Raw genomic sequence first — 13,987 nt, forward strand, 5'->3', positions numbered from 1 at the left:
TACGGATGTTTATTTAGTCGAGATAGATCATTTTCTTGGTCATCCCACCGTCAATCGTAATATTCTCGCCATTAATGAAATCGTTTTCCTCTTGACAAAGAAATAAGCACATACGGGCGATATCCTCCGGCTTTCCCACCCTTCCGGACGGATGTTGAGCATGATCCTCCGGGCGAAGCTGGTCGTAATTGTTATTCTGTATCCAACCGGGAGCGATAGAGTTTACCGTGATATGCCATTCCGAGAGCGATAAGGCCAACGCATGTGTCAAAGAATAGATACCTCCTTTAGAGGCGGCATATCCCTCGCTACCGGGTTCACTCATCAAGTAACGGGTAGAGCAGATGTTGATAATCCTGCCGTATGGATTGGGGGTCTCGAGAGATTGCCGATGGAGCGCTAATTGGCGGGAAGTGATGAACGCGGGACGTAGGTTTATGGATAATATCTTATCAAAATCCTCTACACTCGTTTCCGTGATGGATGAGAACTGGCTGATACCCGCGTTATTGATGATGATATCGATATCGCCCCATTCCTCGATGATCTTTTGCAGGCAATCCTCCAATGCGGTCTTATCGCTAACGTCCACGGGAAAGAATTGAGTTCCGGTTTGTAATGCGGTCTCTTTTCCTGATGCTTCGTTTTTATCACAGAACGCTACTCGATGGCCGGCTCCCCTGAACGTTCTCACGATGGCTTTTCCGATCCCCTCGGCCCCACCGGTAATGAAGACTCTTCTTGTTTTATGGAGTGTCTTCGTATTGTGACTGGTTCTTGTCCCGGAGGTTTTCCGGACTTGATATTGCTCGTATTTTTTTTCCAAATAGTTGTCTGCCATGATCCATTATTAGTTGAAAGAACAAATATAGTGTTTAACTAAATAGGTTGTGCGCTTGTTTATAAGGTAAAGATCATTTAGAATCATGAAAATAGCGATTAGCGGTGCGAGTGGATACATAGGACAGCATCTTACTCTTTTTTTCACGGAAAAGGGTGATGAGGTGGTTCCTTTAGGAAGGAACCTGTTCAAGGAGGAGAATTTCGATGAGCTATGCCATCGTGTGGAATCGTGTGATGTGGTCATTAATCTGGCGGGTGCTTCCATTAATAAGCGCTGGACAAAAGCGTATAAGCAAGAATTATATGATAGTAGAATCCGGACAACCCATCAGTTGGTAAATGCCATAAATACCCGGGATATTCTCCCAAAGTTGTTTATATCAACTTCTGCCGTAGGCTATTATCCCACATCCGGAGAATATGACGAATATAACAATCGGCAAGGTGAGGATTTCTTGGCCCGGTTATGTGGCGCATGGGAAAAGGAAGCGCGGGCGTGTTTGCCGGATGTGCGGCTTGTGATTGCCCGGTTCGGGGTCGTACTCTCGGAGGATGGCGGGGCATTGAGACAGATGCTTCATTTGCAACGTCTCTCCCGGATAGGTGTGGTGATAGGCGATGGCCAACAGAGTTTTCCGTGGATCAGCGTGCATGATTTGTGCCGCTCTTTTGATTTTATGATACAAAATAGTACGTTGAGAGGAGTGGTCAATCTTATCTCTCCGCAATGTATTACCCAAAAGCAACTGGCATATGCGCTGGCGAGAGCAGATGGAATCCGTTGGGTTATGCCTTTGCCTACATTCATTTTCCGACTGATGTTCGGTGAAGGGGCTTCGTTTGTAACGAAGGGGCAAACGGTTCATCCTACGAAATTATTGGAGTCTGGTTTTACGTATGATTATCCGACAATAGAAAAGCTTATGAATATAACAGATCATCGTACCGTGCAGGCACTGGATGTCCGCCGGTATATGGGAAGGTGGTATGAGATCGCCCGTTACGAGAATCATTTCGAGAAAGGTATGACGGATGTTACGGCTACTTATACATTGCGATCGGATGGAAGAATCCGTGTGGAAAACGAGGGGTTTAAAGATGGAATCCATAAAAAAGCAGTAGGCCGGGCGAAACAGCCGGAACCAGAAAATAGTCCGGGTAAATTGAAAGTCGCTTTCTTTTTATGGTTCTATTCAGATTATTATATCTTCGAACTCGACGAACATTATCAGTATGTTGTGGTAGGCAGCAGTTCTGACAAGTATCTCTGGATTTTGAGTCGTGATAAATCCTTGCCGGAAGCGGTTATGGAAGATTTGCTTGGCAAGATACTGAAACGAGGATATGATATCTCTAAATTGGTTTATAACAGAATTTGATTACATAGTTTCCAAAATTAGTATTGATAGTAATCTAGGCTACTATCAATACTAATTGCTATTACCCTGTCATTTATTTCAATTGTTTTCCATCAGCAAAGGCATTTCCTACCTTTTCGCCCACTCTCAAATAGTCGTTGTTGAATGGATCAAAGATGATGGGAGCGGCTTTAGCTACATTCACCTTGCCGTTCTCATCAAGTACACGCTCGTCAACACTGACATTTACGATCTCGCCACGGAGTATGCAAGTATCCGGATCGTAATCTTTTAATTTACATTCGATAGCCACGGCCAATTCGTCGATCAACGGAGCATCTACGAAGTCTGATTTTGTAGCGTGAAATCCTGCTTTGGCAAACTTGTCGGTAACTTTATTGCCCGACACGATACCTACATAATCACAAGCTACGACATGATCGGCATCTGCCATGCTTACCGTGAAAGCTCTACGCTTCAGGATATTCTTAACTGTCTTGTGACCGGCGCTAAGACACATGCTGATCTCATTCATCTCACTGATACCGCCCCAAGCGGCGTTCATCGCATCGGGAGTTCCATCTTCTCCATACGTGGCGATAATAAATACGGGTTGCGGATAGCTCAAAGGCTTCGCTCCAAAATTCTTTCTCATAATCATTTATTTTTTAGTCCAATTCTTGATATCTTCTTCTGTCACTCCGTTCATCAACTTCCCTTTTTGCCAGTTCACATCCGGATAGGCTTTCCGCAATTCGCTCTCTGCGTTCGAGATACTGCTGCTGCCTGATGTGGCGAATGGGATAACGGTTTTACCCGAGAGATTGTATTTTTCCAAAAAGGTGTTGATGAGTCTTGGGGCTTGATTCCACCAGATGGGAAATCCTAGGTAAACGGTGTCATACTCCGCTAGGTTCTTCAAATCATCGATAATGGCCGGTCGTGATGTAGGATCGTCCATCTCTACGCTGCTGCGTGAGGATTTATCCCGCCAGTTCAGATCGGCGGAGGTATAGCTTTTCTCAGGTTGGATCTTGTGAAGATCACCGCTGACAATAGATGCGACTTGTTGGGCCGCTTTTTCAGTATTTCCCGTTGCCGAGAAGTAAGCCACTAAAACTTTTGTCCCTTCGGCAGCCTTTTGCGCATAAGAGGCGATACATACCATTGAGACCATGACCATGAATAATACGATTCGTTTCATACTTCTTGAATTTTTGTTGTTTTTATATTCATTACGAGAATGCTATGTATTTATGGCGATAAAGATAGGAGAGAAAAATGAAACAGTTTGTACCCAAATTACTGATATATCTGATATTTTTGGCGATACGATCCTTATCTTTGTAAGGCGATTAACTAAAAGAAGAAAATATCATGCTTGCGTACACTTATATTGAACAAGGGAAATTTGAATTGCGGGAGAAACCGATACCGGAAATACAGGATTCATGGGACGCTATCGTACGTGTGACTTTGGGTAGTATCTGTTCTAGCGATCTTCATATCAAACACGGTAGCGTACCACGTGCGGTACCCGGAATAACCGTTGGGCATGAGATGGTTGGTGTGGTGGAAAAGGTGGGTGCCGATGTTACTGCAGTCAAGCCGGGTGACAGGGTGACCGTGAATGTCGAGACCTTTTGCGGAGAGTGTTTCTTCTGCCGGCGTGGATATGTCAATAATTGTACCGATCCCAATGGCGGTTGGGCGTTGGGCTGTCGTATCGATGGGGGGCAGGCGGAGTATGTCCGGGTTCCTTATGCGGATCGAGGCTTGAATCGTATCCCAGATACGGTTAGCGATGAGCAGGCTTTGCTGGTCGGTGATGTGTTAGCGACAGGTTTTTGGGCTGCCCGCATCTCGGAGATCTCAGAGGAGGATACGGTTTTCATTATTGGCGCTGGTCCTACGGGGATCTGTACTTTGTTGTGCGTGTTGTTGAAGAAGCCACGACGTATTATTGTTTGCGAGAAGTCTCCGGAAAGGGCCCGGTTCGTTCGCCAGCGTTATCCGGAAGTCTTGGTGACAGATCCCGAAAACTGTAAGGAATTTGTTCTTCGTAACAGCGATCATGGCGGTGCGGATGTCGTATTGGAGGTCGCGGGGAGTGAGGATACCTTCCGCTTGGCATGGGATTGTGCCCGTCCGAACGCCATTGTCACCATCGTAGCCCTCTATGATAAACCTCAGCTTCTTCCTTTGCCAGACATGTATGGCAAGAACTTGACTTTCAAGACTGGTGGGGTGGATGGCTGCGATTGCGCCGAGATTCTTAACCTAATAGAAGAAGGTAAGATAGACACGACGCCTCTTATTACCCATAAGTTTCCATTGAGCGAGATTGAGGAGGCTTACCGTATCTTCGAAAACAGGTTGGATGGGGTTATAAAGGTGGCGATTGAGGGAGATAAGATAGGTGAAATTTCTGATTGAGATTATAACCTATGTTTTTAATTCTAATTTTGTTCTATGGTTGTCTTTTTAGGGTTTTGTTGGCATAAATAAGAGAGTGAAAGGTGTTGTATAGGCAGATTTTATTAACTTTGCATATAAAAGTTATACCTGTTAAATACCAAAGAACATGATACCTCAATTTGAAGAAATTCGACTTCAAGCACTTCGTGAACTAAGTTCCGGTGCTGTTATGAGAACCAAGGAATTACGAGATCCTTTGGCTAAATATTTTCAATTGACTGAAGATGAGATTAATGCATGGTATCCATCAGGTAATGGTAATATCTTTTTGGATCGTATCAGTTGGGCGTTAAGTTATTTGTTTATTGCGGGACTTGTTGAGAAACCCAAAAGAGGGGATTATAAGATTAGTTTGAAAGGCCTTGAAATGTTGTCTAATAGTACAGACGAACAAATAACTATTTATGTGAAGAATGCGGTTTTGGCTAATTCGTCTAAAAAGATCGTTAAATCTAAGGGATGTGATCCAATGGCTAATAAATCTGTAAGTGAGGAACATACTCCGCAAGAAAATTTAGATAATTCATATAACAATATCAAGAAGTCAATTTCTTCTGAAATTTTAGCTACAATTCTTTCCAAGAAACCTTATGAGTTTGAACGTTTAGTCGTAAAGTTATTACAGATGATGGGATATGGAGGTGAAGTTAAGAATTCTGGTATTGTTACAAAACTGACCAATGACGGAGGAATTGACGGCATTATTAAAGAGGATATATTAGGTTTTAATCATATTTCTATTCAAGCAAAGCGTTATGCGGAACATAATAATGTAGGACGAAAAGAAATTCAAAGTTTTGTAGGTGCTGTAGCAGGAACTTCTTCTAAAAAAGGTGTTTTTATAACTACATCTGATTACACGAAAGAAGCGATTGATTATGTTGAGAGTCTAAATGGAAGCCCTACCATAATATTGATTAATGGTCAGCTGTTAACTGAGTATATGTATGATTGTGGTTTGGGATTACAGACAGAAAAAGTGTTGAAAGTCATGAAAATGGATATGGATTATTGGGATTCTATGGATGATGATTTATAGTATGGAGATCTATGCGGGCAAAGAGTTTTCTTGATAGATAGAGGAATAGAAATTCTTAGGGTTGACATGACTGAGTTGTTGAATAACAGAATAAAAAGATAGGGATATGCCTACACTCAATTGGATAGGAAAGGATAAAGTGGTGACGCACCATCAGGAGGTGCCATTTCACGATGCAGCATATTAGACCAATTGACTACCAATAGTTTGAGACTTAAATGGTAGGAAAGTCTGATTTTGCTCCTTTTTCTGCGCTGAACTTTTGCAAAGATAATGCGTTTTTCCGGTACAAGGAAACAAATGAGAAGACTTTGATAAAAAAGGTGATTTTGGGTGCAAATTTGTAAGTCTTTCAATGATATTTACGAAAGATGTTGTAGGGTGTTTCATCTGTTATTATGTTGTGATTATACCGCAGATTATTTCTCCAAGATTGAATACGAAGTGACTTATACCGATTGCTGGCGAAAAGAAAAATCAGTCGGGTAAATCTTCCTTTTCCCTCTGTTTGACTTAACTTTATTGCCCGTGTATATAATAACGGTCATTAAAGTCAAGTTGAGTATCTTTTTCTTTTGGCAAGCCAATAATTATGCGCATTCGTTGGCTATTTCAAAACATATTACTACTTTTGTATTGTAAATGTCAATATAGTGCATATAATGGCGATATATAGTATTTAATCATCAGTATAGTGATATATAAATATGAAAGATTTGTTTGAATACTCCACTCCTGAGCTAGTACGCATGTTGGGTACTCGTTTTAAGGAATATAGAATGCGATGCAGTCTGACACAAAAAGAAGTGTCGGAATTGTCAGGTGTCGGGCTTACTACCATACACAAGTTTGAAAATGGTACGGCAGGCAACCTTTCATTGTCAACATTTATTCTCTTGTTGAAGGTGGTAGGTCAGATTAATTCTTTAGACGATATTTTGCCGGAATTGCCCGAATCGCCTTATCTTATGCGTGAAAATGAGAAAAAAGCGCAACGAATCAGACACTCTAAATAAGACATACAGATATGATGAAGTCGTTAAAAATAATGCTTTGGGATGAAGAAATCGGTCGCTTGGCTTGGGATGAACGCCGACATCTTTCTTATTTCACATATAATCCCGATTTTATCAGAAAAGGATTGAATATATCCCCTTTAGTTGCACCTGTTGATGGTACCAGAGGGCTGTTGCCTGTTTGGGGTGAAGAAGCCAAGATTTACCAGAAGCTTCCGGCATTTGTCGCAGACTCACTGCCTGATGCCTGGGGTAACCAGTTGTTTGATTTATGGCGGCAGCAGCAAAAAATATCCAATTCAGAGATAAATCCGTTGGATAAGCTCTCGTTTATAGGCAGAAGAGGAATGGGTGCGTTGGAATTTATTCCGGAAACTAACAGGGAGCGCCGAATAGAAAAGATAGATGTCAAGTCGTTGGCGGATTTGGCAGAACGCATTTTCGTAGAAAGGGAGAATGCCCGTATTATGCCGGAGGAGTCCATAACCATGCAATCTTTGTTGACTGTAGGTACATCCGCTGGGGGACGTCAGCCGAAAGCGATTATTGCGATAAACAGAGAAACAGGAGAGATACGAAGCGGTCAAATTGCAACTTTGGAAGGATATGACTATTATCTTCTCAAATTTGGTAACTCCGAATATTGTTCGGCAGAATTAGAAATGACTTATTATAAGTTGGCAACTATGGCAGGTATCAATATGATGCCGTCAATGTTATATTCGGTGGATGGAAACAATCATTTTTTAACCAGACGGTTTGATCGTAATGGTGGAAAAAAGATTCATACACAGACTTTGGCAGCCATATATCCCGATGCAGAGAGTTATGAGCAATTGATATCTGTTTGCCGTAAGCTCCGTCTGCCTGATGCGGATTGTCAGGAAGTATTCCGAAGAATGGTCTTCAATATTCTGTCGAATAACACAGACGACCATAACAAGAACTTTTCATTTATTATGAATGAAGATGGTGCCTGGCGTCTTGCTCCTGCATACGATATTACCTACATCATTGACAGGGGCGGTTATTTGCCGAACAAGGAGCATTGCATGTATATTCGAGCCAAACTGTATGACATTACACGCTCGGATGTTATTGAATTTGCCCGTGATAACGGAATTCGTCGTCCCGATGCTATCATCAGAGATGTCGTTTCCTCATTGAAACAATTCCGTACAATAGCAGTTGAAAATGGGGTATCGGAGTCGTGGATAGGCAGAGTTGAGTCAACTATCGCCAACCACCTGAAAGCATGGGACGAATGGGAATGCGAAGCCGAAGATGCTGCAATGGAAATCGATGGACACACCATCAGCAATATGCGTGTTGAGCAAACTTATAAAGGGAATTACCATCTGCTGGCAAGCATTGATGGCGTAGAAAGGAAATTTGTGATAAATAAAAAGAATGCAGACTTTGCCTGTATAGAACAAATTGGTTTGGCAAATCTTACGACTGAGTATTTGAAAACTCTGGTGGAAAAATGTTTTAATCTGTAAGGTTAAGTTATGCTGACCAAAAGAAAACCCCTTTGCAATGAGGATGCTGGGTGATCATTACGATGTTTGCGTTACGATAATTATGTAATGGTAAAAATCAGTATTTTCAGTTATTCGAAAAATTCAAATAACTGAAAATACTCTATCACAACATATCATATAATATGCAAAACCGAGCTATTTTGTTTACTATATGATACATTGAGGTCTTAAAGCATATCACCAAGACAATATTTGCTACAAGACTAGGAACTTGCCCGGCTCAAAACCATTGGCAATATGTTCGTTCTCAAAGACATACCCCAACTGATTGCAAACGACCTTTGTTCCGTTTATCTCAGCATCAATGTTGGTATGCGAATGACCATAAATCCACGCATCAATGCGACTGTCGACAATAAGCCTACTCAGTTCAGTTGCAAATGCACTATTCAGCACAGAACCCTTATGGTGAGGAGCGACTACCTCCAATGTTGGAAGATGATGCGTTACCACCACAATGTGTTCTGCATCGCTTTCTGCCAGACTTTGTTTGATAAAATCCAAACAGAAACTGTGCATCTTATTGAATTCCTCTGTCTGGAGCAATTTGCCATTATACATTATCTGCCGAAAGTCGTTCATGCCTTTCCATACAAAATATTCGTCAGATGGAGATATTCGAGACCACAAAGTGCTCATGATAAAGTCGGTATCATCAATCCGCACTACCTTATTCTGATAATATCCTACATTCTTCTTGAACATCCAATTCCATTGCAATCCCTTGTCCATCACATCACAATAATTGTAATACTCGTGGTTTCCGGGCACGATGAACACCTGACGATAATTCTCAGATGCCCATTTCCAGAAATTAGCCAAAGGTGCAACTTTGTTTTTCAAATAGAATATATCTCCGGCAAGCACCAGTACATCACCCGTTACAGGCAATTCATTATGTTTCATCCACCTGCTGTTATCGCTGAACTCCAAATGCAGGTCGCTCATGTATTGTATCTTCATATCACTGTCCTCCTTTTTCTATTTGTTTGGTAATAATTCTTTTAACCTGTTCAAATGAAACAGGGGTAAAGGTGTTGTTATCAACTCCGACATCGTATTGTGTCGGATAGAGATACTTAAGCCTGGCAGCGTCAATTCCGGTATTGTTCTCCCTTGTGTGAACATGCCCGAACGGTTGCCACACATCCTTGTATCCACCATCAAAGCATAAAAAGGGATAATGATTCAGATATATCCTCTGCTTGCCGATTTCTATGTGCATCTGCATTGCTACATGCTCAAATCTGTCAATGTAACCTTGGCGTATATTCTTCAAATCATGGTTGCCCATAATCAGATATATCTTTCCGTTCAACCTGTCAAGGATTTTACTCCATTCGGCCGAACCGCCAAGACAGAAATCACCCAAGTGAAACACGATATCATCTTGCCCGACTACGTTGTTCCAATTGGAAATTATAGTTTCATTCATCATTTCCACATCCTTGAACGGTCTGTTACAGAAACGAATGATATTCCCATGATAAAAATGGGTGTCAGATGTAAAGAACACCTTACTGCCGTCAAATTTGTAGTTTGCTTTCGCACAGCTTTTTTCCGCCTCACCAATTGAAACAAATTTCATTGGATTCGGCTTAGTCAAAAGGTTCATTTCTTTTAAATTTATGTACATCACTGCACGTTAATAATCTGGTTACTAACAGCCCATAAGACGGAAATGGCAGAGGAGCATCACAAAGGCAACTGTCACAAATGGGCATAACAAAAAAAGTTGGAAAGTTTGGTAAGGACTCTCCAACTATTCAGTTTCTATTCTCTCAAAGTACAATAAAGTACTTGCTATGTTCGCTGGAAAGTATTTACTCTACGAGGTTCAATGCGTGAAACATGAACACTCGACACGGATTCAGTGCGTTTGTTGCTCAGAATTACGGTTGTTGGTAATATGTTCATTCTGTTTCTTTGCATCGTTAATGTTTATATTGTCTCAAAAGCGGTGCAAAATTAGTAAATAAATCCCAATCACACACCATTTTACATTAAATTCTTTTGCCGTGCAGAAAATACTTGGCTCAAAATTTTGTGTTATGCTGTAAAAACATTATGTTTGCATAGCATAATAAATCGTAATATGAACTTCGTTGATAGAATAGAAGAAACAGCACGGCTGAGGGATGCTCTTTCAAGAGAGAAGTCCTCGTTGGTCGTAGTGTACGGTCGCAGACGGTTGGGCAAGTCAACACTTATCAAAAGGGTGTTGTCGGACGGTGATGTATATTTCCTTGCCGACCGTTCCGAAGGGCAACATCAAAGAACTTTGCTTGCAAAGGTGGTAGCGCAAGTATTTCCTGATTTTGATAAGCTGACTTATCCGGATTGGGAGTCTCTGTTTCGTGCGGTCAATTATCGCACAGACAAGCGTTTCACGTTATGCTTGGATGAATTTCCATATCTTGTGGAGCAATCCCCGGAACTGCCGTCAGTGTTGCAGAAACTTGTTGATGAGAAGCAGTTGAAGTATAATCTTGTACTTTGCGGTTCATCGCAAAATATGATGTATGGACTGTTTCTTGATTCTACTGCACCTCTCTATGGCCGTGCTGATGAGATAATGAGGCTTACGCCGATACGTTTGCCGTATATTCAGGAGGCTTTGGACCTTGACGCTGTGAGTTCCGTTGAAGAGTATGCTGTATGGGGCGGTGTACCTCGTTATTGGGAACTAAGAGAAAACAGAAACTCACTTTCCGATGCCTTGTGGCACAATATCCTTTCGATAAATGGGACTCTTTACGAGGAACCGATAAAACTGTTTCAGGATGATGTGAAGGATATTGTCAAGACTTCTACAATCATGTCCTATATCGGCTCCGGTGCAAATCGTCTTTCTGAGATTGCTGCCAGATGTAATGAGCCTGCAACTAATCTGTCACGTCCGTTGAAGAAACTTATTGACCTCGGATTTTTAGAGAAAGATGTTCCGTTCGGAATTGACGAAAAGAATGCGAAAAAGAGCCTATATAAGATTGCAGACCCATTTATGGCATTCTATTATCAGTTTGTTGTACCAAACCGTTCGTTCATCGAGCTTGGTCGTCGTTTGCCATTAGAACAGGCTTTGGCAGCCCATTTCCCGGAGTATGTGAGTATGCATTGGGAAAAACTATGCAGGGACGCTGTAACGGGAAATATGGTCAATGGAATTGTTTACGGTAAGGCAAAGCGCTGGTGGGGACCGGTTCTCAATGAGGATAAGAAGCCGGAACAAATAGAGATTGATGTGATGGCCGAGTCGCTTGATAAAAAATATTTGTTAGTTGGCGAGTGCAAATGGACAAATCATGAAAATGGCAAACAACTTACAGCCGAGCTTCTCCGTAAAGCCAACCTGCTGCCATTTGCCAAGAATTACAAGATTCTCCCTGTCTTATTTCTTAAGAATGCACCGAAAGATGATGTCGGGAATGCGATGTTTCCGGAAAATATTGTTGAGTTGATGAAATGAATTGACTAAATTAAAGAACTATGAGTGGCGGATATTTTGATAGGAGCACATACGCAATGCACGAGATAGCAGATACTATTGAGCGCGATATTGCGAGGGCATTGAAACCTAAACCTGAGAAAATTCAAGAGGACTATTGGACTATTTACGAGAAAGATTGCTTTGGCTCATACCATAGTTATAGAACTTATATGGATTTTGGATGTTATGATGATGCGGAATCTTTTCTTCTGAGAGATAAAACCATTGTCAAGGTAGAACAAAAATATGCAGACCGACGATTCTTTGATGATGGGGTAATATTCCAATCAACAAAGCGATATATGTCAGATGTTCCTGATGACGAACAGATTCCGGTATTGTACTCAATCCATCATTGTTATTATGACCATTATCCGTATAATGCTGATGTATTGGAACTATCGAATGAGACGATTGGTGCGATGAAGGAGGCATATCGGCAAATTCGTATAGCAGAGATATATGCTACTCGTGTAGATTGGATGATGAGTGGTGATGATAGCGAAGAGAGCTTCCGTGAACGCATCAAGGAAGACTTGGAGGTGTTTGAAAAGGAATATGCCACTAAAGACTGGACTTTTCTCGATGAAGATGACGAATAAAAGTAATAATCTATACAATGAAATCAAATTATGTGGAATAGACATTGTGTTTATGCGGCATAATGCTTTTATGTAAGATATTATATGATATTCTTATCATGTTATTTTGAATATTATCTTTTTATGTTTAACTTTGTACTTGAAAATATAACACGAAGCAATATGGCGAAAATAGAATGCTCAAACCGATTGCGTGTAGTTCTAGCGGAAAAAGAAATAACCAATCGTTGGCTGGCAGAACAGATGGGCGTTACCGATATGACAGTGTCACGATGGAAGACTAATAAAGTACAACCATCAATGGCTCAGTTTGTAGAAATTGCCCAACTGCTAAAAGTGGATATAAAAGACCTTATAGAGGCCGATTTTAATTATGAAGTAGAATGAGTGGACAAAAAAAATATACATTTATAGATTTATTTTCAGGGTGTGGAGGCCTTTCAGAGGGTTTCATGTCATCTGGACATTTTCGAAGTCTTGCCCATATTGAATGGGAACTTCCTATGGTTCAAACATTAAGAAAACGCTTAATCCAAAAATGGGGTGAAACGGAGGAAGAAGCAAATAAGAAAGTGGTTTTATTTGATATACAGAAGACAGATGAATTGATAAATGGACAATGGTCAGAAGAATCTTTGTGTAAATATGGTAAAGATAATTCGGGGCAAGTGCTGAGTGGCTTAAAGACGATTATAGGTAGCGAGGCTGTTGATTTCATTATCGGAGGCCCACCTTGCCAGGCTTATTCTATTCATGGCAGAGCCACAGATAAAAACTCAATGAACGATGATTATAGAAATTATTTGTTTGAAAGTTTTGTCAAGGTGGTTGATTATTTTCGTCCCAAAGCATTCATTTTTGAAAATGTAACAGGAATGTTGAGTGCAAAGCCTGGTGGTATACCTGTTGTGCAGCGAATATATCAGGCTTTCAAAAATATAGGTTATGTGACATTGCATCCCGATGACTTCAAAAACGCTGTGTTTGATGCTTATAATTACGATGTTCCACAACATCGAGAAAGAGTCATATTAATTGGAATTAAGCAAGATGAAGGGTTCTCTATAGATAATTTTTATGCGAATCTGTCTCAGTGTGTATCAGGCACCCATAAAACGGTAAGAGATGCCATAGGTGCCCTGCCGCCACTTTATCCATTGGATCAAGTTGTTAAAAACAAAGGACGATATGTATCACATCAATGCAATGGAAAAGATGTATATCATACTCCTAGACATTGTAGTGCGAGAGACATTGAAGTGTTTAAAACATGGATAGGAAATAAAATGAACTATTGCACTCAACAGGAAGCTATTGACTTTTATAAGCAGATTACAGGGAAAGATACATTATACCGTAAATATCGTAATCTGGAATGGGATAAACCAGCACCTACAGTTGTTGCCCATCTTCAAAAAGACGGCTTTATGTTTATTCATCCAGACATAAATCAGGCAAGAAGTATAACGGTACGTGAAGCGGCATTGTTAATGACGTTTCCGAAGGATTATCAATTTGTTGGGAATAGAGCCTATTGTTATAAAATGATTGGGAATGCAGTACCTGTCAATTTTGCAAAGGCTATAGCTCAATCATTATATTTAACATTGGATTGAA

The 13,987-nt window shown here is 40.9% G+C and carries 14 protein-coding genes; 9 read left to right on the forward strand and 5 right to left on the reverse strand.

Going from position 1 to position 13,987, the window contains the following annotated elements:
• Positions 1–13: 13 nt before the first annotated feature.
• A complete protein-coding gene (locus DW033_RS11315; protein WP_122382758.1) occupies positions 14–841 on the reverse strand; it encodes an SDR family NAD(P)-dependent oxidoreductase in 828 nt (275 codons plus the stop codon).
• Positions 842–926: 85 nt separating this feature from the next.
• Here DW033_RS11315 and DW033_RS11320 point away from each other — a divergent pair, with 85 nt between their 5' ends.
• Entirely contained in the window at positions 927–2,222 is a 1,296-nt protein-coding gene (locus DW033_RS11320; protein ID WP_122382759.1) for a TIGR01777 family oxidoreductase, read from the forward strand.
• Between the two features lie 73 nt (positions 2,223–2,295).
• Here DW033_RS11320 and DW033_RS11325 read toward each other — a convergent pair whose 3' ends face one another.
• Together DW033_RS11325 and DW033_RS11330 are read right to left on the reverse strand one after the other, a co-directional pair.
• Positions 2,296–2,856, reverse strand: a complete 561-nt coding sequence (locus tag DW033_RS11325; protein WP_039848881.1) for a flavin reductase family protein — start codon at positions 2,854–2,856, stop codon at positions 2,296–2,298.
• Between the two features lie 6 nt (positions 2,857–2,862).
• The gene (locus DW033_RS11330) at positions 2,863–3,405 is read right to left on the reverse strand and encodes a flavodoxin (protein ID WP_009018049.1); all 543 of its coding nucleotides are present in this window, start codon (positions 3,403–3,405) and stop codon (positions 2,863–2,865) included.
• Positions 3,406–3,578: 173 nt separating this feature from the next.
• On the opposite strand from DW033_RS11330, the gene DW033_RS11340 reads away from it, so the two are divergent.
• The 4 genes from DW033_RS11340 to DW033_RS11360 all read left to right on the forward strand — a co-directional run bounded on the left by DW033_RS11340 (position 3,579) and on the right by DW033_RS11360 (position 8,236).
• Complete coding sequence (locus DW033_RS11340) at positions 3,579–4,637, forward strand: alcohol dehydrogenase (RefSeq protein WP_122382760.1); 1,059 nt, start codon at positions 3,579–3,581, stop codon at positions 4,635–4,637.
• 148 nt (positions 4,638–4,785) lie between these two features.
• Complete coding sequence (locus tag DW033_RS11345; protein ID WP_122382761.1) at positions 4,786–5,718, forward strand: restriction endonuclease; 933 nt, start codon at positions 4,786–4,788, stop codon at positions 5,716–5,718.
• A gap of 707 nt (positions 5,719–6,425) precedes the next feature.
• Entirely contained in the window at positions 6,426–6,734 is a 309-nt protein-coding gene (locus tag DW033_RS11355) for a helix-turn-helix transcriptional regulator (protein ID WP_048695361.1), read from the forward strand.
• Positions 6,735–6,745: 11 nt separating this feature from the next.
• Positions 6,746–8,236: a type II toxin-antitoxin system HipA family toxin gene (locus tag DW033_RS11360; RefSeq protein ID WP_048695357.1), complete on the forward strand. Its 1,491-nt coding sequence runs from the start codon at positions 6,746–6,748 to the stop codon at positions 8,234–8,236.
• Between the two features lie 237 nt (positions 8,237–8,473).
• Here DW033_RS11360 and DW033_RS11365 read toward each other — a convergent pair whose 3' ends face one another.
• Both DW033_RS11365 and DW033_RS11370 read right to left on the reverse strand, forming a co-directional pair.
• Positions 8,474–9,241, reverse strand: coding sequence for a metallophosphoesterase (locus DW033_RS11365; protein ID WP_048695354.1), 768 nt, complete (start codon positions 9,239–9,241; stop codon positions 8,474–8,476).
• Between the two features lies 1 nt (position 9,242).
• On the reverse strand, positions 9,243–9,866 hold the full coding sequence (locus DW033_RS11370; protein WP_048695391.1) for a metallophosphoesterase: 624 nt from the start codon (positions 9,864–9,866) through the stop codon (positions 9,243–9,245).
• 507 nt (positions 9,867–10,373) lie between these two features.
• Here DW033_RS11370 and DW033_RS11375 point away from each other — a divergent pair.
• The 4 genes from DW033_RS11375 (at position 10,374) to DW033_RS11390 (ending at position 13,986) form a co-directional block, all read left to right on the forward strand.
• Positions 10,374–11,747 (forward strand): ATP-binding protein, encoded by a 1,374-nt coding sequence (locus DW033_RS11375; protein WP_048695350.1) that lies wholly within the window; start codon positions 10,374–10,376, stop codon positions 11,745–11,747.
• Between the two features lie 20 nt (positions 11,748–11,767).
• Entirely contained in the window at positions 11,768–12,370 is a 603-nt protein-coding gene (locus DW033_RS11380; protein ID WP_048695348.1) for a hypothetical protein, read from the forward strand.
• 162 nt (positions 12,371–12,532) lie between these two features.
• Positions 12,533–12,757, forward strand: a complete 225-nt coding sequence (locus DW033_RS11385; RefSeq protein ID WP_022401618.1) for a helix-turn-helix transcriptional regulator — start codon at positions 12,533–12,535, stop codon at positions 12,755–12,757.
• Complete coding sequence (locus DW033_RS11390; RefSeq protein WP_048695338.1) at positions 12,754–13,986, forward strand: DNA cytosine methyltransferase; 1,233 nt, start codon at positions 12,754–12,756, stop codon at positions 13,984–13,986. Before DW033_RS11385 ends, DW033_RS11390 begins: the two co-directional genes overlap by 4 nt.
• Position 13,987 lies beyond the last annotated feature (1 nt).

Source organism: Parabacteroides sp. AF39-10AC, from assembly GCF_003635405.1.
Lineage (GTDB): Bacteria > Bacteroidota > Bacteroidia > Bacteroidales > Tannerellaceae > Parabacteroides > Parabacteroides distasonis.